Raw genomic sequence first — 17,809 nt, 5'->3', positions numbered from 1 at the left:
GGATCGTCTCCGGGCGGGCGAGGCGTCAGAGCGCGGGCGAGGCCTCGCGGCGCATCGGCGCGGTCTCCATCGCGTGCACGCGATCGATGACCGCCTTCTGCACCTTCTCGAAGGCCCGCACCTCGATCTGCCGCACGCGCTCGCGCGACACGCCGAACTCGGAGGCGAGGTCCTCCAGCGTCATCGGATCGTCCGACAGGCGCCGCGCCTCGAAGATGCGGCGCTCGCGCTCGTTGAGCACGGAGAGTGCCCCCGCCAGCGCGCTGCGCCGGTTGTCGGTCTCCTCGAGATCGGCGAGCGTCGTCTCCTGGTCGTCGCGATCGTCGGCGAGCCAGTCCTGCCACTCGCCGCCGCCCTCGACGTCGCCGCGCAGCGGCGCGTTGAGCGAAGCGTCGCCCGACAGGCGACGGTTCATGTCGACGACTTCCTGCTCGGTGACGCCGAGCTTGGTGGCGATCTGCTGCACCTGGTCGGGGCGCAAATCGCCGTCCTCAAGCGCCGAGATCTGGCTCTTGGCCTTGCGCAGGTTGAAGAACAGCTTCTTCTGCGCCGCCGTGGTGCCCATCTTCACCAGGCTCCACGAACGCAGGATGTATTCCTGGATCGAGGCCTTGATCCACCACATGGCATAGGTGGCCAGGCGGAAACCCTTGTCCGGCTCGAAGCGCTTCACCGCCTGCATCAGGCCGACATTGCCCTCCGAGATCACCTCGGAGATCGGCAGGCCATAGCCGCGATAGCCCATGGCGATCTTGGCCACGAGACGCAGATGGCTGGTGACGAGCTTGTGCGCGGCTTCCGGGTCCTCGTGCTCGCGCCAGCGCTTGGCGAGCATATATTCTTCCTGCGGCTCCAGCATCGGGAACCGGCGGATTTCCGCGAGGTAGCGGCTCAGGCCGCCCTCAGCGGACGGTAGGCTCATAGCGGAACGGGCCATGAATGCACCCTCCTTATTAACGCGGTCCCCTTGATTGGGCGACCGGCGTGCGGCCGCTTGTCGCCAGCCGCAACACTATAATAGCAGGAGCGGCGTCTTTTTGCGAAAGCGCAAGCCAATCCCCGGTCACGAAGCGTTGACCGGGCGATGGTGCTGTTTAATCGCGTTATTCAGGTCGCCTCACCTTCGCGGGAGCGACCCTGGAGCGCCTCCTGCAAACGCATGAGATCGGCCGGAAGTTCGCTTTCGAACGACATGAATTCCCCGGTCGACGGATGCTCGAAGCCGAGCCGGGCGGCGTGCAGCGCCTGCCTGCCCAGCGTTTCCAGCATGGTGCGCGCCTCCTCGCTGAGCCGGTTGGCCTTGGTCCGCTGGCCGCCGCCATAGACCGCATCGCCGAGCAGCGGATGGCCGATATGGGCCATGTGCACGCGGATCTGGTGGGTGCGGCCGGTCTCCAACTGGCACTCGACCAGCGAAGCGACGGGGCGGCCCTGCGTGTCCTCATAGGCCTCGACGCGCTGCCAATGAGTGATGGCGAAGCGCCCGTTCGCGCGCACGGCGATGCGCTCGCGCGACACCGGATGGCGGGCGAGGGGGGCATCGACCGTGCCGCTCGGCAGCTCCGGCACGCCCCAGACGAAGGCGAGATAGGCGCGCTCCAGCGGCCCGGTGCGGCCATGGTCGGCGAACTGCGCCGCGAGCTTCTGATGCGCGCGGTCGTTCTTGGCGACGACCATCAGGCCGGACGTGTCCTTGTCGAGCCGGTGGACGATGCCCGGCCGGCGCACGCCGCCTATGCCCGACAGGCTCGCGCCGCAATGGAACAGCAGCGCGTTGACCAGCGTGCCGTCGGGATTGCCGGGGGCGGGATGCACCACGAGCCCGGCCGGCTTGTCGATGACGATGAGGTCGTCATCCTCGAAGACGATGTCGAGCGGGATGTCCTGCGGCTCCGGCTCGGCGGGCTCGGGCGGCGGCACCTCGACGGTGAAGACCTCGCCGGGGGCGACCTTGGCCGAACCGCCGGCGACCGGACGGCCGGCGCGCAGCACGCGCCCTTCCGCGATCAGCGCCTGAAGCCGCGTGCGGCTGAGCTCGGGCAGGTGGTTTGCCAGCACGCGATCGAGCCGCAGCCCTTCATCCTGCGGCCCGGCGGTGATATCGACGCGCGTCGCGGCCGGCTCGGGCGCGACGTCATCGATATCGTCATTCATTTCGTCCGGTGCCGGCATGACCTCTCCCGATTCAGACGACGACAAGCTCGACCCGGCGGCCGAGCGGGTGCTGCGCAAGCTGCGCGGCTTCGCCGCCTTCTCCGGCCTGCTCATGGGCTTCGGCTTCCTCGCACTGTTCGGTGCCATCGGATACAGGGTCGTGGTCGGCTGGAAAAGCACGCCGGTGGAGATAACCGGCACGATCCAGCTCCCCAAGGGCGCGAATGTGCGCTCGGCGATCGTTTCGGGCGACATGATCGCGGTGACGCTGGAGCGCGGCGGCATCGTCGAGACGCGCTTCTTCGACGCGGCCACCCATGCGCCCCGCGGATCGCTCACCTTCGCCAGCGAGCCGTGAGGCGGGGAGGGCGGCTGCGATCCAAATATTCCACGCCGTGGAGAGCACCCTTCGCGCGGCGATGAATTTCGCTGGGAATGCACACGGCACGGCCTTGATCCGGCTGCCGAATGGCTTTATGAGACCCGCCTGCCTAGATGCGCCCATCGTCTAGCGGTCAGGACGTCGCCCTCTCACGGCGAAAACCGGGGTTCGATTCCCCGTGGGCGCGCCACTTCCGTACAAAACCGCGAACACCCGGCTGGGCGGCTCGGTCGGCGAGTACGGCTCTCTCCAGCACCGTCCTTGATCCGTGGATGCGCACGACGTGCTGGTCGACTTCGACTGCGTCGATAAGCGACCGCAGATAGGCTTTGCGGAACGGCACCTCGCCCTCGGTGATGTTTGAGCGCATGAGTTGCCCGAAGCGGGCGAGCTTGTCCGGATCAAGCTGGCTGGCGGCGGCACCCTGATTCTCGATCCGCTCCAGCGCCGAATGTGCACGGTCCCGATCTGCCTTGAGCTTGGCAATCTGCTCCTTGAGCATCTCGTCGGGTTCGGCGATGCCGTCGGTGACAAGCTGGTAGAGCCGCCGCAGCTTGTCTTCCGCCGTCGTCTTTTCGCGAGAGAGTTCATCGATCCGCACCTGAACCTCAGCGTCGGCTTTCACCCGCCGATCGACCACGGACTGCAGCAGCGCCTCCAGCCGTTCGGGCATCAGCACACGTTCGGCAACGTGGCGGGTGACCAGATGGTCGAGCTTTTCCATCGGCACCGTCCGCCCCTTGCAGGCGGACTTGCCCACCCGGCCGGCGGTAGAGCAGCTGTAGTAGCGATAGACCCTGCCGCTTTTCGATGTGCCGGTGCGCAACGTCATGGCGCTGCCGCAACAGGCGCAGTAGGCCAGTCCGGTCAGAAGGATCGGACCTGAGATGACCCGTGGCGGGCTGTTGTGCGGGCTCTTGGCCCTGAGAGCCTTCTGCACCCTGTCGAAGGTGCGGCGATCGAGGATGGCCGGCACCGAGATCGGGATAACCTCGTGCTGGGGCTTCACCTGACCGGTCTTGGAACTGCGCTTGTTGAAGCTCCATTCGCCGACATAAACGGGATTGGTCAGAATGCCGTGGATGGTGCCAACGCCGTAACGGGCACCGAGGCGGGTGCGGTATCCCTTGGCGTTGAGATGCTTGGTTATCTCCTTGATGCCCATGGGACCCGATGTGCCATCTCCCTGCAGGTAAAGATCGAACATCAGCCGCACGAGCTCGGCCTCCACGGGGTCGACGACGATCCGTTTTTTGATGCGATGGCCGCGCTTCTCGACCTCCTCGAGGGTAAAGCCGAGCGGCAGGCGGGAGCCGTTATAGAAACCCTGCCGGGCATTCTCCTTCATGGCCCGCAGCACATGCTTGGCATTCTCGCGGGACTGGTACTCGTCGAATAGGGCGATGACCTGCCGCATCATGACCTGAGCCGGATCATCCCCGAGCTCCTGGGTGATGGAGACGAGCCGCACGCCGTGCTTCGCGAGGCGGCGGATGTACATCTCCAGCCCAAAGGCATCGCGGAAGAACCGGCTGAAGCTATGGACGACGATGACATCGAATGGGCGATCGTCATCGGATGCCCGTTCGATCATCCGCTGGAATTCGTGCCGGCTGTCGTCCATCGCCGACGCACCCGGCTCCACATACTCCGCCACAACGGACCAGCCCTGCCGCTCGCAATAGGCAGCGGTCTGGAGGCGCTGGTCTGGGATGGACAGGTCAACGTCGGCCTGCCGCGTGGTGGAAACGCGGAGATAGAGGGCGGCCCGGCTGGTGATCGGCAAGGTTACGTTCATGGCCCAATCGCCTCCCTCAGGTCCCTTCGGCAGCACCGTCACCTCAGCAGCGCATCAATCTCCCGCCTGAGGAAGGCCTCGATCACATCGACTTCGTCAGAGCTGATCGGAACGTTCGACGGCCAGTCGTCGGTGACATGCACGACGTTGGAATCATGCTCGACGGAATTAGCAGACGCAAGGTTTTGCTCAGCATCCCGAATGACGCGCGCATCACAGTGCGGGATCTTTGAGAGTGGTGCGCCAGCCAAGCTCGCAGCTGGCGATGGAGCATCGCTGCCCACACTGGATATTTTCTTCGGACGAAACGGACGCGAGTGGCGCATGCGCGGAGGATCAAGGGCATCCCCCCACTGGCCAAGGGGCCGATTCTACGCCGCAGAACAACCGCGTGCAGCAGCGCAGAAATACTTGTCAGATGCGGCGCGGGAGTCTTTCCCGGGATACGCTTGGTGGAGCGGTATGGCGGCAACGACCCATACTTGGCGTTCGCCTGCCCTTGCAGCGAAGTCTGCTTTGCGCCCTCATGTCGGCCGTTGAACTGACAACGGTCGGGACCCAAAAGCGGACTTCAGAGTGAAGGGGCACGTCGGTACTTTTGCGCCAACAGCCGACATTCGCATCGATGCTGGAGCGGTCGTGCGTTCTGACGACCTATTGCTACACAAGCCCTTTGACGCCAGTGATCATGATCTGGACGCCGACGCACAAAAGGACGAAGGCCGAAAGCCTCATCACGATATTCGCGCCAGTCTGTCCTAGCTGTGCCACGGCTAGGTCGGCATAACGATCGGAAATCCATACCATGGCCGCGATCAGCGCTGCCGCCACCGTCAAGCCGACCACAAAGCTGATCCCACCTGTACCGTCGACCGGCCCCGCGGCCGCAAGCGCGATCGCGACCGATATCGTTCCCGGACCCGTGGTAATCGGCACCGTCAAAGGGAAGAAGGTGACGTCGCGCGCTCCGCGTTTAGGCAGTGAATTGCCATCCGACATGTCGCCGCTATCAGGTGCATTCAGCAGCAACCATGCCTGATGAATAACAACCAGGCCGCCGGCAATTCGCAATGCCGGCAGGCTTACTCCGAAGAAGCTGAGCACCGAATTACCGATCCAGAACGACGTGATCAAGATGACGAAGGCATAGGTCGCCACACGTCGCGCAATTGCCGTTCGTTCAATGTGGGAGCGGTCGGCAAGCATTTGACTGAAGACCAGAGCGCTCCCCACGGGATTCACGATAGCGAATAGTGCCGGCGTCGCGAGCAGGAAGCCCGCGACAAGCTGGCTGGAAGAAAGGGCATCGGTAGACATTGCCGTTACCTCGGCGGGAAAGGATGGATTGGCTATCGTTCACGCAGCGCGTCGCTGGGGAGCGAACCACTGGTTCAGGCTGGTCGTTCCGATGCGGAACTCCCGACGAGGCACCAGCGACATGTCGTTGACGGGCTGGCCGAAATAGCTGGCGCCGGCTGGGGTGACGACGGGGCGACCGTCGCCGGTAAGCCGCAGATACTGGCGAAGAAGCGTTTCGAACGGTGCAAGATGTGGACCGGCCGCATCGACAACGGCGTTTCGCGGCCTGTGGAGCGCGATATCCGCAAGGATCTGGGCGACATCGCTCGCGGCGATCGGCTGGAACAGCGCATCCGGGGCCTGCACGACGCCGTTCACTGTGTGACCCTCGACGATAGTGGGCAGGAATTCGAAGAACTGCGTGGCGCGCACGATCGTGTGCGGCACATCAGAGGCGGCGGCGATATGCTCCTGCGCTGTCTTGGCGCGGAAGTAGGCCTGTTCCTTGAGTTCATTGACGCCAACGATCGACAGCGTGACGTGATGCCCGACACCGGCACGGATTTCCGCAGCCACCAGGTTGGCGCCAGCCTGCTGGAAGAACGGAAATGCGATATCGGCAGCAGGAGACGGGGCATCCGAGACGTCAATGACGACGTCCGTTCCAGCCATGATCCCGTCGAGCCCTTCGCCCGAATAGATATCCACGCCCATGCGGCGAGACGCAGCGACTACCAAGTGGCCGGAAGCGCGCAGCAGTGCGACAGTCTGCGCGCCGATGCGTCCGGAGCCGCCAATGACAACGATCTTCTTGCGAATGGACATCGATCCTGTTCCCTCGATAAGGCTTGTCGGCCGGTGCGAGGTCACACTAGGCAGTAGAGGGTCGAGCTGATTTCGCGCCGTTGCGGCGACTATCGCGATCTTGCGGGAATGACCGAAATGGCAGAACGGTCAGACGGCAACGGAGCTGCGACGGTAAGCACTCGGGGTGGCGTTCGTCGTCTTGCGGAAGCTCGCCGAAAACGCAGACGGCGTGGCGTAGCCGACCTCCAAGGCAATGTTGATTATCGGCCAGTCGGTTTGGGAGAGCAGTTCACAGGCCCGACGCATCCTTATCGCTGTCAGCCACTCATGTGGCGTCATACCGGTCGCCAACTTGAAAGACGCACAGAAATGAAAGCGACTGAGCTGGACCAGGCCGGCAAGTTCATCAAGGCCGATCTCGCGGTCCATGAACTCTACCATGTAGTCGTTGACCCGCTTTATCTGCCAGTCAGCAAGGCCTCGTCGCGGCGTGGTCGCAGTCATAGCTGCATGCGAGGAATGCGAGCGCAGCAGTTGGGTGCACAGAAGATCGACCGCTTGTTCTACAAAGAGCGTCGCCGACGTGTCGCCGGTCTCGGCCTCCTTGCTGAGGATTTCGAGTATCTGCGCGGAGGTAGGGTCGTCAAAGCAGTTGCGGCCGACCAGTTCAATCGAGCCGCGCAGTGACATTGCCTCAGCTGCGCTCTCAAGCCGCCAGCCCGGCAGATAAACATGCGAGACTTCAATGGGGCCGTCCACGTCCCATCGTCCGTCCTGACCTTCCGGGATGAGCGTGATCGAGCCGCGGCGCGTGCGCGATTCCACCCGCTGCTTGCCCTGGCGCCACAGCGCTTTCTGCGCCGTCCCGTAATAGGTCATCACCACATGGGTATCAAGCGGCGGTAGCGCGGCATGCAACTCGCCATGCGACCAGCGCCGCGTCAGCCGTGTGCCACCCTTCAAGGTCTGTTCCGTCAGTGCCGGCGGCGTGTCCAGCACCTGTTCCATCTCAGTGCTGGTTGAACGCCGGGATCCGGCGGCATCGAAGCGTGCGTCGGATCTTGCTTCGAACTCCAGAGACGGCTTCACCACGAACTCCCCAACCACCGCGGCGATGGTATCGCGCTTTTGCGGCGAAGCTATCGCAATCCCACGACAGCGGTCACAACCGCGCGACAGAAGCCGATCATCCCTCCCAGTACACCTTCCTCATCAACGGCGCGGGACGCCAAACCAAGAGGAAGAAGCAGATGAACGCGAAGAAAGCCGTCATCATTGGCGGAACCGGGCTGATCGGCTCGAAGCTGGCCAGACTGCTGGCGCTCAAGGGGCTCGACGTGGTCGCGGCCGCACCGAATACGGGCGTGAACAGTGTCACCGGACAGGGCGTCGCCGAAACGCTCAAGGGCGCAGACATCCTCGTCGATGTCAGCAACGCCATGTCCTTCGACCCGTCCGAGGTTCGCGCCTTCTTCGAGACTTCCGGGCGCAATCTGACGACGGCCGCCGCCGTGGCGGGCGTCTCGCATTACGTCGTTCTGTCGATAGTCGGCACCGATCGCATGCCGGACAACGGCTACTTTCAGGGCAAGCTGGTGCAGGAGGAGATCGTCGCCGCTTCTGGTCTGCCCTACACGATCGTCCGCTCGACTCAGTTCTTCGAGTTTCTTGGGCCCATCGCCGACTCCTACACCAAGGAGGGCGAGGTCAAACTTTCAGGCGGTCAGTTCCAGCCGATTGCCGCGGACAACGTCGCCGGCTTCCTCGCCGATGTCGCGCTGGAAGCGCCGCATAATGGCCGCGTCGAGATCGGCGGTCCGGTGCGTGCGCCGTTCGACCGGGTCGTCGATCACTATCTGCGCGGGCGTGGCGACGTGCGCTCGGTGAAGCGCGACGCGGATACCGACTATTTCGGCGGCCATGTCGAGCCGCTGTCACTGGTGCCGCTCGGAGAGTATCGCGTCGGCGCGCTCGATCTCGACAGCTGGCTCGCTGCCCAGACCACCAGCCACTGAACATCCCCTCAGATCAGATCAAGGAATGCTGCGATGAAATCGCTTCTCGCCACCCTCGCACTCGCCACTACGCTTGCTCTGTCCGCCGTGCCGGCGCTCGCCCATGGCGACGACGCTCCTGCCGCGAAGGGCGCCAAGGTCACGCTGGTCTATCAGCATGAACTGCCCAACGTGCCCGGCAAGAGCCTCAAGGGAGTGCTGGTCGAATATGAACCGGGCGGCTTCAACCCTTCGCATACCCACGCCCGCTCGGCGGTGATCTACGCAACCGTGCTGGAAGGCGAAGTCACCAGTCAGGTGAATGGCGGTGAGATCCGCACCTTCAAGGCCGGTGAGAATTTCACCGAGCTGCCGGGTGACTTCCACAACATCAGCGCCAACGGCAGCCAGACCAAACCCGCCAAGCTACTCGCGGTCTTCGTCGTCGACACCAATGACACCGAACTGACAACCCCAGCCAAATCGCGCTGAGCCGGTTCTCACCAAAATAAGGAGGGGAAGATGTCGACTGTCGTGTCCATTACGACACCACCTGCTGAGCTGGCGACAGCCAAACCCGCTGTCAGTTCCCCGGCGATATCTGCAGCCGGCGCGCGGCGCTGGCTCATCCCCTGCCTTTCCATCTCTGTAGTGGCCGTATTCATCGCGGTCGCGACCGGGCAGTGGGACCGCTGGATCGGCAATGCCACCGTGCAGGTGACGAACGACGCGACGATAAGGGCCGAACTCTCCGGCTTGTCGGCCCGGGTATCCGGGAACGTCGTCGCCATTCCCGTGCAGGATTATCAGCCCGTACGGGCCGGCGAACTGCTGCTGCAGATCGACCCGTCCGACTATCAGGTCGCGGTCGATCAGGCGGAGGCTGGTGTCGCCGGTGCCACTGCAACCCTACGCAATCTCGACAACCAGATCGCGCTTCAGCAGGCCACCATCGCCCAGGCGGAAGCGCAACTGGCCTCGGCTCAGGCCAAGGCTCTGCAGGCAACGCAGGAGCAGCAGCGCCAGCAGGAACTGCTGCAATCGACCTTCGGAACGCGGCAGCGCCTGGAACAGGCCGATGCCGAACTCGCCAGCAACCGCGCGGCGGTGCAGGCAGCGGAGGCCGGCGTTCGGGCGCAACAGGCGCAGCTCGACGTGCTGACGGGTACCCGCCCGCAGCGCGAGGCGGACCTGCGCGTCACTGAGGCCGCACTCGCAGGGGCGAAGCTGCGACTTGGCTACACTCATATCGTCGCGCCCTTCGACGGGGTAGTCGGCCAGAGGCAGGTCCAGCTCGGCGACTACGTAACGACGGGCGGCAATCTGATCAGCGTGGTGCCGCTGCCGCAGGTCTATGTGATCGCGAACTACAAGGAGACGCAGCTCACCCATGTCGAGGCGGGCCAGCCCGTCGAGGTGACGGTCGACACCTTCCCGGATGAAGTGCTGAAGGGACGCGTCGAGCGCATTTCGCCGGCTTCCGGCTCGCAGTTCGCCCTGCTGCCGCCCGACAATGCCACCGGCAATTTCACCAAGGTCGTGCAGCGCATCCCGGTGCGGGTGGCCCTCGATCCGGGCCAGCCCCTGCTGGACCATCTTCGCCCCGGCATGTCGGTTGTCACCCGCATCGACACAAGCGCGGAGGATCGGCCGTGATCGCCACCTTAACCGGAGCGGCCGCCACTGTCGGGTCGCGAAAGGCAAATCCTTATGCGGCGGTCGCGGCGGCACTCGCCGGCTGCTTTCTCGCCAGCTATCACACACGCTTTCTCGGCATGGGAATGCCGGACCTTCGCGGTGCGTTTGGACTGTCGGTCGATGAAGCCTCCTGGCTGTCGACCGTCGCAAATGCGCCACAGATCCTGACGGCGCCTGCGGTACCGTGGCTGGTCATGGTGTTCGGCATCCGGCCGATCCTGCTCTGGCCGGGCCTCGCCTATGCCGCTCTGCTGGCGCTGATCCCGCTGGTCCGCGATCCGGCGACCCTGTTCACCCTGCACGCTGCGACGGCGCTGCTGCTCGGCCTGTTCGTGCCGGCAACACTATTGGTCATCGTGCGCAACCTTGCGCCGGTGCTGTGGCTGCCGGCCTTTGCCATCTACACGTTCCGCCTCGCCTTCACCCTGAACTCCGGCCCGGGCCTGACCGGCTATTTTGTGCAGGAGCTGGGATGGGAGTGGCTCTACTGGGCCGACGTGCCGCTCGCGGTGCTCATGGTGGTGCTGGCCTGGCTCGGATCGACGCCTCAGGCCCCCAACCGCGACCTGCTGGGTCGCGCCGACTGGGGCGGCATGGTGCTGTTCGGCCTCGGCCTCATGCTGATCTATGTCGGGATTGATCAGGGCAACCGTCTTGACTGGCACAATTCCGGGATCGTCGTCGCCACGCTGGCCGGTGGTCTGGCGCTGATGGCGTGCTTCTTCGTTCAGGAAGCGATCGCGCCGCATGCCTGGGCCCGACCGGGCATCCTTTGGAGCCGGAACACCGTGCTCGGCATTACATCAGGGGCGATCTTCAGCTTCATCGCGGTGTCCAACAGCGTGCTGGTGCCGAACTTTTTGCTGAACGTCGCGCAGCTGCGGCCTGAACAGTTCGGCTGGTTCCTCACCTTCTGGATCGCCGGCCCGCTCATCGTGACATCTTGGCTCGGTGTGTATCTGCTGCGCCGAGTGGATTTCCGCTTGGTGCTCATCGTCGGCTTCTCCAGCTTCGCGGCCGCGAGCCTGTGGGCGACCAGCCTGAGTGCAGACTGGCGGATGGACGACTTCGTCCCGGTCGCACTGCTGCAGTCCGTTGGCCTCGGCATGACGCTCACAGCCGTCATCGTCTGTAACTTCACCAGCATCCGGCCGGATGTGGCGGCGGCTTTCGCCGCCTATCTGCAAATCCTGCGGCTGATCGCCGTGGCCTTCGGCGTTGCTTTCATGACGACGCTGCTGCGGGTGCGCGAGCAGATCCACTCGAACCTGATCGGCCTGCATCTCGGCCGCGGCGACGCGGATGTCATTCGCCACCTCGCCGAGCGCGCCGCGGCGTTTGTCGGTGACGATGCCGCTCTGGCGCGCGCTCGGGCGGTCGCATCATTGGCGGGATCGGTGCAGCGCGAGGCCAATGTGCTGGCCTTTATCGATGGCTTCACCCTGACCTTCATCGTCGCACTGTGCGGGATTGCCATCGTAGCGCTGATGCGACCGGCCCCGCCCGGGCCGCTGACCGGTAAGGCCTGATGCGGCTGGCCTGACGCGGCCGGCCGTCCATCCATCATCTCAATTTTTCACAAGGAGACGGGCCATGGCCCTGTTCACCACGCCTTTCGGCTTTTCCAGCACCGCCCGCGACGTGCTCGATCAGCTGGACCTTACCGGCCGCACCATGATTGTCACTGGCGGCGCCAGCGGCATTGGCATCGAGACCGTGCGGGCGCTGGCGGCAGCGGGTGCCGACGTCACTATCGCCGCCCGTCGGGTGGAAGCCGCTGAGCCGGTTGCCGCAACGCTGCGCAATGCGACCGGCAACCCGGTTATTTCGGTGCGGCCGCTGGATGTCGCGGACCTCGCCTCCGTCCGCACCTTCGTGCGGGACTGGGACCGACCGGTGCATGCGCTCATCAACAATGCCGGCGTCATGTGCATCCCCACGCTTGAGCGAACCCGCGAGGGGCATGAGATGCAATTCGCCACCAACTATCTCGGCCATTTCGCGCTGACACTTGGCCTGCATCGCTGGCTCAAGGAGGCCGGAAATGCCCGGGTGGTGTCGGTCAGCTCGGTCGGCAGCCTGTTCGGACCTATACTGTGGGACGACATCGATTTCCGCTTTACCGGCTATGATCCGCTGCTCGCTTACGCCCAGTCGAAGACGGCCTGCATTCTCATGTCGGCAGGCATCGCCGCCCGGTGGGGCGGCGACGGGATCACGTCCAACGCACTGAATCCCGGAGCGATTGCCACCAACCTGCAACGGCACACGGGTGGACTGCGGACGCCCGAGCATCTGCGCAAAACACCCGAACAGGGCGCTGCAACGACGGTGCTTCTGGCCGCATCGCCGCTGCTCGAGGGTTTGTCCGGCCGCTATTTCGACGACTGCAACGAGGCGGTCACCGTCACCGAGCGTGGAACCTCCCGCCTCTCCGGTGTCGCGCCCTATGCGATCGACAAGGACAACGCCGAGCGTCTCTGGACGAGGGCGTCGAGAATGATCGACGAACGATCCTGAACGCCAATCCGGCACGTCGTGGCGTCAACCAACAGCCGCCGAAAGCAAAGCCCAAGCGCAAGAGGGCGATGCTTTCGGCGGCTTTCCATTTTTTCGCCCGCGCGAAGCCTTCGCTAGGGAGTGCCCTCGAATGACACCATTGATCTTAGCAACGGCACGCCGCAGCCACCACTAACCGCAATCCTGCGATAGTCCGCCTAATCCAGCGACAGATTTCATCTGCCCCAACGCCCATTGTCAGCCTCGCCGGATCGAATTCGAACCGGCATCGAACACAGGCTCAACATTCGGGGTCGCTAGATGACACGAAACATTTTCGACGTAGCGGCGGCCCCAACCCGCCGTGACCTTCTCACGCTGGGAGCGGGCGCAGCACTCATCGGGGTGCTGCATTTCTCGCAGGCTTTCGCTCAGACCACTCACACAACTCAAACTCTAGAAAGCAAGACCATGGGCTACGTTACAACCAAAGACGGCGTTGAGATCTTCTACAAGGATTGGGGCCCGAAGAGTGCCCAGCCGATCATGTTCCATCATGGCTGGCCGCTCTCGTCCGACGACTGGGATGCGCAGATGCTGTTCTTCCTCGCCAATGGCTACCGCGTCGTCGCCCATGACCGTCGCGGCCATGGCCGCTCCTCGCAGGTCAGCGACGGCCACGACATGGACCATTATGCCGCCGATGCCTCGGCCGTGGTCGAGCATCTCGACCTGAGGAACATCGTGCATGTCGGCCACTCCACCGGCGGCGGCGAGGCGACGCACTACGTCGCCAAATATGGTCAGCCGCAGGGACGCACCGCCAAGCTGATCATCGTCGGTGCGGTGCCCCCGATCATGGTCAAAACCGCGACCAATCCCGGCGGCCTGCCGATCGAGGTATTCGACGGCCTGCGCAAGGCGCTCGCCGCCAATCGCTCGCAGTTCTACATCGATCTGCCGGCCGGCCCGTTCTACGGCTTCAACCGCGAAGGTGTGACCCCGATCCAGCCGGTGATCCAGAACTGGTGGCGGCAGGGCATGATGGGCGGCGCCAAGGCGCACTATGACGGCATCAAGGCGTTCTCGGAGACCGATTTCACTGACGACCTGAAGTCGATCACCGTGCCGACCTTCGTGGTTCATGGCGACGACGACCAGATCGTGCCGATTGCCGATTCCGCGCTGCTCTCGGTCAAGCTGGTCAAGAACGGTACTTTGAAAGTCTACAAGGGCTATCCGCACGGCATGCTGACCACCCATGCCGATGTGCTGAACCCTGACCTGCTCGCCTTCATCAAAGGCTAATGGGATTGGCCGGCATCTGACCGATGCCGGCCAATCCAACGCCAGCTGGCGGAATACGTCGGGGCCTTGCCGGGATCACCGCAAGGTGCAGCAGCTATCCCGCCGCCTACGGTTTCGCATACCGCTCATCCGGTCGCCGCGCCGGAGCTACTTCCGCATTGATCATAATTGTCCTTGTTCCAACAGATAAATAGGTAAAATAAGATGACCCGCGTGAATTGGTACGACGCTTCTCCTGACGGCGCGAAGGCACTGTTTGGCGTACACACTTATGTAACGAAGAACACCTCACTGCCGGAAGATCTTATTCATCTGGTCTTTCTTCGTGTTTCGCAGATAAACGGGTGCGCCCATTGCATAGACATGCACAGCCGTGATCTGCGAAAGACGATGTCAGTCGACAAGGTTACGTTAGTGCCAGTATGGGACGAGGTTCGGCAGCTTTTTTCGGAGCAGGAGCAGGCGGCGCTGGCTTGGGCTGAGGAAGTGACCCGTATCGAGCAAACGCACGCATCAGACGAAGCCTATGAAGCCGCATCAAGGGTTTTCGCGCCGAAGGATCTGGTCGACCTTACGATTGCCATCGCTGCGATGAATGCGTTCAATCGGCTGGGAGCACCCTTCCGCATGCCAGTGGCAGCCAAGGCCTAGATCGAATTACCGAATGAAGGGAATGCCCTCCAGAGCCGGCATCTCCGGCTCTGGAGCTAGAAAATGAGGCTTCGCCCACCAACAGACATTCTCGATGTCGGCTATGGGCCAGTGTCTGCCTTGGTCGCTCATCGGCGGTAGGTCCGCTTCTCGTTTGAAGTCCCCAATAGCGGGCAGTCTCCCACCGGCCCCAAACCAGTCATCAATTCCTTGACGATGGGGCCGCCACGATCTGTAAATGCAAGGATCAAGCACATCCGAGGAGCCAGAGACTTACAACCTTTGACAATCCGCGTGGCGCGCCCAAGTGATAATTTAAAAGACCTTCGCCAATTTTACTGTTCCGGTCTTGGGCTCGAATTGCTATACGAGTTCACGGGGCACGATGGTTTATTGGGATCAAAATGGGAAAATCTTCGAAGACCCTGATGGTTACAGGATAGTCCTACAACACGCTGCTCGGGATTAGGCCCCGCTGACCGCCGCTGGCGCTTGTCGCAGATTCAACTCATCCGCCGTGCCGGTTCCAGCGTGCTACCGATACCGTTTCTATGACATCGAGCAGATGCTTGCTTCTTTCCGGTATCGTCCCAAGCGCCGCTGATCGGCGCCCCAATTGATCTTATCTGGCTTCCGCGCCGCGGGAGCCTTGGAGCCCACGATGTGACGCCGGGATCGAACGCGTCGGAACTGCGGGCTTCACAATTCCGGCGATTTCTTCCGATGCTCGCCATTTTCACCCCAGGCAATCAATCGGCGTTCCCGGCCTCGCCGGAAGACACAAAAATTTCGCGCCTGCTCTGGTCTTGCCGTAGCATGCGGACCGGTAAGCGTTCCGATGGGATGATGATGCAATGCGGCTGCGAGATCAGGCCATCACTCGGAAGAGTGAAGCGAACGAGGCGGATCTCCCGGGCGAGATCATCAAGCTCTACGAGGCGGAGGCCGATCTGATCAGCCTGCCCGAAGTTCTGTTCGCCGGCGTTGGCCGCCTGATCGACGCCGATGTCGTGACCTATTCCGAATTTCATCACGCCAGCGGAGAGTTCCGCTCGCTGCTATCGATCGAGGACGACCCTTCGCGGCGCGCCGAGGCGATGGCCGCTTTCGCCCGCCACATGAACAGCCACGATTTCTGGCGCTGCCATCCGGCCTTCTTCGGCGAGCGGGCGCTACGTGAATCGGACTTCTTCGGCGAGGAGGAGTTCGCGACCCTGCCGATCGCGCGCGAGGTGTTCCTGCCTTCCAGGGCCCGGCGCATCATGTCGATCGTCATGCAGAACGAGGACTATGTGCTGACCATCTCCGGGCACCGCGTGATCGGACGCGCCGCGTTCAGCGACCGGCAGCGGGATTTATTGGAAGCCTACCGGGCGCACGTTCTGCGCAGCTACCGGCAGGCCTGCGACCGCACGCTCGCCTCGATGACGCCCACCGACCGGCTGCGCATCGCCTTTCCCGAGCTCACTCCGCGCCAGCTCGAAGTGGCGTCCTGGGTCGCCAGGGGCAAGTCAAACGAGGATATCGCGACGATCCTCGATGTCGGCATCGAGACGATCAAGGCGCATGTAAAGGCGATCCACGCCAAGATCGGCGCCGACGGACGCCTTGCCATCGCCGTGATGGCGCATACCGTCCCGCCCTTCACGCGCATGCCGCCCTTGTGGCGGATCGGTGAGAAAGTCTGGGGCGGACATCCGCCAGTGTGAACGGCAAGTTGGGGCGACCATGACGCGCCAAAGGACCAAACTGCTGCCGCGGTAGCCGCCCTGCACGAGGGACGTGTGGATGTTCTCTATGTGGCGTCCGGCATAGGCGGGCGGACGATCACGGGGGGGCTCGCCGGAGGAGAGTCCCATGGACGCTTCCGGACATCCACCAGCACACGGCCTGCCATCTGTCCACTACAGCAGCGGATGATCGAGAACATGACCGTCCGCCGGTTTAGCGAGCACACCAAGCGGGACTATGTCCGCCAGGTCGCGGAGTTCACCGCCTACCGCCGCGCGAAGCGCGGCGGCCTCGCGGGCGCGCTCGACATTTCCTCTCTTACTCCTTCGGGGAATGGCCTATCCCGGCGACAGCATCGCATCATCCGCATACCGGGGTGCACACGAACCTGCATGTCGCGGCATGGTCGCGACGCGCGAAAGGTCTTGTGCCGCCGGACTGAGGGCAGGTTGTTTGCTTGGGGTTGGAATGGTGCAATTCGCAGCAATTCGTGGTCAGCGGAAGAACCGGGAGCGTCACCGTCGAGGGCCAGGCACTGTATCGCCGTTCGCCTTTTATGCCTGAGCCGTGACTCCGGTTAGGTGGAAGCAATCGGCACGCGAGGCGGCATGCAGCACGGCATCCATTTCATCTCGGGCCTGCCGCGGGCGGGCTCGACACTGCTGGCTGGCATCCTGCGCCAGAATCCGGGCGTCCATGCCGCCATGAGCAGTCCGGTCGGCGCCCTGTTCACCGCCCTGCTCCGGCAGATGAGCCAGGAGAACGAGTTCGCCCTGTTCATCACGGAGGCGCAGCGCGAGGCCATCCTCGCCGGCCTTTTCGAAAACTATTACCGGGACATCCAGGCTTCAAAGCTGGTGTTCGACACCAATCGCCTGTGGTGCAGCAAGCTGCCGGCGCTGGCGGCGCTGTTCCCGGACGCGAAGGTGATCGCCTGCGTGCGCGACATACACTGGGTGCTCGACAGCCTAGAGCGGCTGGTCCGGCGCAACAAGTTCGAGCCGTCCAAGATCTTCAGCTTCGAGCCCGGCGGCACGGTCTACAACCGGGTGGACGGGCTGCTCGGCATGAACGGCATGGTCGGCTTCGCCTATAACGCGCTGAAGGAAGCCTATTTCGGCGAGCAGGCCGACCGGCTCATGTTGCTGACCTACGAAACGCTGACGCGTGAGCCGGCCAGGGCCATGGCGGCGGTCTACGACTTCATCGGCCAGCCGCCATTCGCCCACGACTTCGATCACGTCGACTACGCGGAGGAGGAGCTGGACGCGCGGCTCGGCACGCCGGGCCTGCATCGCGTCGCCGCCAGGGTGCAGCACGTCGAGCGGCAGACGATCCTGCCGCCCGACCTGGTCCGCCGTGTCGAGAACGATGCGTTCTGGAGCGACACCAAGCGCAATCTGCGCGGCGTGCGGGTCGTCTAGTGGTGGCAGCGCGGCCCAAGCCTCACTTGGACCGGCCAGACGTTCCGATCGCCCCCACGCGTGG

General features: G+C 63.5%; 17 protein-coding genes, 1 tRNA gene and 2 pseudogenes. 13 read left to right on the top strand and 7 right to left on the bottom strand.

Going from position 1 to position 17,809, the window contains the following annotated elements:
* Window positions 1–25 precede the first annotated feature (25 nt).
* Complete coding sequence (gene rpoH, locus SNOV_RS13380; RefSeq protein ID WP_013167481.1) at window positions 26–937, bottom strand: RNA polymerase sigma factor RpoH; 912 nt, start codon at window positions 935–937, stop codon at window positions 26–28.
* Between the two features lie 170 nt (window positions 938–1,107).
* Window positions 1,108–2,172 (bottom strand): RluA family pseudouridine synthase, encoded by a 1,065-nt coding sequence (locus tag SNOV_RS13375; RefSeq protein WP_041782272.1) that lies wholly within the window; start codon window positions 2,170–2,172, stop codon window positions 1,108–1,110.
* On the opposite strand from SNOV_RS13375, the gene SNOV_RS13370 reads away from it, so the two are divergent.
* The gene (locus SNOV_RS13370) at window positions 2,171–2,512 is read left to right on the top strand and encodes a hypothetical protein (protein WP_013167479.1); all 342 of its coding nucleotides are present in this window, start codon (window positions 2,171–2,173) and stop codon (window positions 2,510–2,512) included. The genes SNOV_RS13375 and SNOV_RS13370 overlap by 2 nt on opposite strands.
* A 139-nt stretch (window positions 2,513–2,651) precedes the next feature.
* Window positions 2,652–2,726: transfer RNA gene (locus tag SNOV_RS13365), tRNA-Glu, on the top strand.
* 558 nt (window positions 2,727–3,284) lie between these two features.
* Here the strand turns inward: SNOV_RS13365 and SNOV_RS24325 are convergent.
* The 5 genes and pseudogenes from SNOV_RS24325 to SNOV_RS13340 all read right to left on the bottom strand — a co-directional run.
* Window positions 3,285–4,334: pseudogene (locus tag SNOV_RS24325) on the bottom strand (recombinase family protein); the annotation flags it as partial.
* Window positions 4,335–4,372: 38 nt separating this feature from the next.
* A complete protein-coding gene (locus SNOV_RS23835; protein WP_187291169.1) occupies window positions 4,373–4,660 on the bottom strand; it encodes a hypothetical protein in 288 nt (95 codons plus the stop codon).
* Between the two features lie 334 nt (window positions 4,661–4,994).
* Window positions 4,995–5,651 (bottom strand): MarC family protein, encoded by a 657-nt coding sequence (locus tag SNOV_RS13350; RefSeq protein WP_013167477.1) that lies wholly within the window; start codon window positions 5,649–5,651, stop codon window positions 4,995–4,997.
* Between the two features lie 39 nt (window positions 5,652–5,690).
* The gene (locus SNOV_RS13345) at window positions 5,691–6,458 is read right to left on the bottom strand and encodes an SDR family oxidoreductase (RefSeq protein ID WP_013167476.1); all 768 of its coding nucleotides are present in this window, start codon (window positions 6,456–6,458) and stop codon (window positions 5,691–5,693) included.
* Between the two features lie 129 nt (window positions 6,459–6,587).
* On the bottom strand, window positions 6,588–7,529 hold the full coding sequence (locus tag SNOV_RS13340; protein WP_244412755.1) for a helix-turn-helix domain-containing protein: 942 nt from the start codon (window positions 7,527–7,529) through the stop codon (window positions 6,588–6,590).
* Window positions 7,530–7,690: 161 nt separating this feature from the next.
* Between SNOV_RS13340 and SNOV_RS13335 the strand changes: the two genes are divergently transcribed.
* From SNOV_RS13335 to SNOV_RS13295, 11 genes and pseudogenes are all read left to right on the top strand, one after another.
* Window positions 7,691–8,455 carry an SDR family oxidoreductase gene (locus SNOV_RS13335; RefSeq protein ID WP_013167474.1) on the top strand — a complete coding sequence of 255 codons (765 nt, stop codon included), beginning with the start codon at window positions 7,691–7,693 and terminating at the stop codon, window positions 8,453–8,455.
* Window positions 8,456–8,488: 33 nt separating this feature from the next.
* Entirely contained in the window at window positions 8,489–8,926 is a 438-nt protein-coding gene (locus SNOV_RS13330; protein ID WP_013167473.1) for a cupin domain-containing protein, read from the top strand.
* Window positions 8,927–8,956: 30 nt separating this feature from the next.
* On the top strand, window positions 8,957–10,090 hold the full coding sequence (locus tag SNOV_RS13325; RefSeq protein WP_013167472.1) for an HlyD family secretion protein: 1,134 nt from the start codon (window positions 8,957–8,959) through the stop codon (window positions 10,088–10,090).
* Window positions 10,087–11,661, top strand: a complete 1,575-nt coding sequence (locus tag SNOV_RS13320) for an MFS transporter (protein WP_013167471.1) — start codon at window positions 10,087–10,089, stop codon at window positions 11,659–11,661. Before SNOV_RS13325 ends, SNOV_RS13320 begins: the two co-directional genes overlap by 4 nt.
* 64 nt (window positions 11,662–11,725) lie before the next feature.
* The gene (locus SNOV_RS13315) at window positions 11,726–12,652 is read left to right on the top strand and encodes an SDR family NAD(P)-dependent oxidoreductase (RefSeq protein WP_013167470.1); all 927 of its coding nucleotides are present in this window, start codon (window positions 11,726–11,728) and stop codon (window positions 12,650–12,652) included.
* 450 nt (window positions 12,653–13,102) lie between these two features.
* Window positions 13,103–13,939, top strand: a complete 837-nt coding sequence (locus SNOV_RS13310) for an alpha/beta fold hydrolase (protein WP_013167469.1) — start codon at window positions 13,103–13,105, stop codon at window positions 13,937–13,939.
* Window positions 13,940–14,143: 204 nt separating this feature from the next.
* A complete protein-coding gene (locus SNOV_RS13305) occupies window positions 14,144–14,590 on the top strand; it encodes a carboxymuconolactone decarboxylase family protein (RefSeq protein WP_013167468.1) in 447 nt (148 codons plus the stop codon).
* Window positions 14,591–14,806: 216 nt separating this feature from the next.
* A pseudogene (locus tag SNOV_RS24400) lies at window positions 14,807–14,974 on the top strand (hypothetical protein); the annotation flags it as partial.
* Window position 14,975: 1 nt separating this feature from the next.
* On the top strand, window positions 14,976–15,059 hold the full coding sequence (locus SNOV_RS24395) for a hypothetical protein (protein ID WP_417872112.1): 84 nt from the start codon (window positions 14,976–14,978) through the stop codon (window positions 15,057–15,059).
* A 385-nt stretch (window positions 15,060–15,444) separates the two neighbouring features.
* Window positions 15,445–16,299, top strand: coding sequence for a helix-turn-helix transcriptional regulator (locus SNOV_RS13300; RefSeq protein ID WP_013167467.1), 855 nt, complete (start codon window positions 15,445–15,447; stop codon window positions 16,297–16,299).
* Window positions 16,300–16,929: 630 nt separating this feature from the next.
* A complete protein-coding gene (locus tag SNOV_RS13295) occupies window positions 16,930–17,745 on the top strand; it encodes a sulfotransferase family protein (protein WP_013167466.1) in 816 nt (271 codons plus the stop codon).
* Window positions 17,746–17,809 lie beyond the last annotated feature (64 nt).

This window comes from Ancylobacter novellus DSM 506, assembly GCF_000092925.1.
Taxonomy (GTDB): Bacteria; Pseudomonadota; Alphaproteobacteria; order Rhizobiales; family Xanthobacteraceae; genus Ancylobacter; species Ancylobacter novellus.
Note: the sequence above shows the minus strand (reverse complement) of the source record. Positions and strands in the feature narration are given on the sequence as shown.

Bases quoted from the DNA above. Each gene is read 5' to 3' on its own strand.
- rpoH (WP_013167481.1), bottom strand. From the start codon at position 937: ATGGCCCGTTCCGCTATGAGCCTACCGTCCGCTGAGGGCGGCCTGAGC.
- SNOV_RS13370 (WP_013167479.1), top strand. From the start codon at position 2,171: ATGACCTCTCCCGATTCAGACGACGACAAGCTCGACCCGGCGGCCGAG.
- SNOV_RS13375 (WP_041782272.1), bottom strand. From the start codon at position 2,172: ATGCCGGCACCGGACGAAATGAATGACGATATCGATGACGTCGCGCCC.
- SNOV_RS23835 (WP_187291169.1), bottom strand. From the start codon at position 4,660: ATGCGCCACTCGCGTCCGTTTCGTCCGAAGAAAATATCCAGTGTGGGC.
- SNOV_RS13350 (WP_013167477.1), bottom strand. From the start codon at position 5,651: ATGTCTACCGATGCCCTTTCTTCCAGCCAGCTTGTCGCGGGCTTCCTG.
- SNOV_RS13345 (WP_013167476.1), bottom strand. From the start codon at position 6,458: ATGTCCATTCGCAAGAAGATCGTTGTCATTGGCGGCTCCGGACGCATC.
- SNOV_RS13335 (WP_013167474.1), top strand. From the start codon at position 7,691: ATGAACGCGAAGAAAGCCGTCATCATTGGCGGAACCGGGCTGATCGGC.
- SNOV_RS13330 (WP_013167473.1), top strand. From the start codon at position 8,489: ATGAAATCGCTTCTCGCCACCCTCGCACTCGCCACTACGCTTGCTCTG.
- SNOV_RS13325 (WP_013167472.1), top strand. From the start codon at position 8,957: ATGTCGACTGTCGTGTCCATTACGACACCACCTGCTGAGCTGGCGACA.
- SNOV_RS13315 (WP_013167470.1), top strand. From the start codon at position 11,726: ATGGCCCTGTTCACCACGCCTTTCGGCTTTTCCAGCACCGCCCGCGAC.
- SNOV_RS13310 (WP_013167469.1), top strand. From the start codon at position 13,103: ATGGGCTACGTTACAACCAAAGACGGCGTTGAGATCTTCTACAAGGAT.
- SNOV_RS13305 (WP_013167468.1), top strand. From the start codon at position 14,144: ATGACCCGCGTGAATTGGTACGACGCTTCTCCTGACGGCGCGAAGGCA.
- SNOV_RS24395 (WP_417872112.1), top strand. From the start codon at position 14,976: ATGGTTTATTGGGATCAAAATGGGAAAATCTTCGAAGACCCTGATGGT.
- SNOV_RS13300 (WP_013167467.1), top strand. From the start codon at position 15,445: ATGCGGCTGCGAGATCAGGCCATCACTCGGAAGAGTGAAGCGAACGAG.
- SNOV_RS13295 (WP_013167466.1), top strand. From the start codon at position 16,930: ATGCAGCACGGCATCCATTTCATCTCGGGCCTGCCGCGGGCGGGCTCG.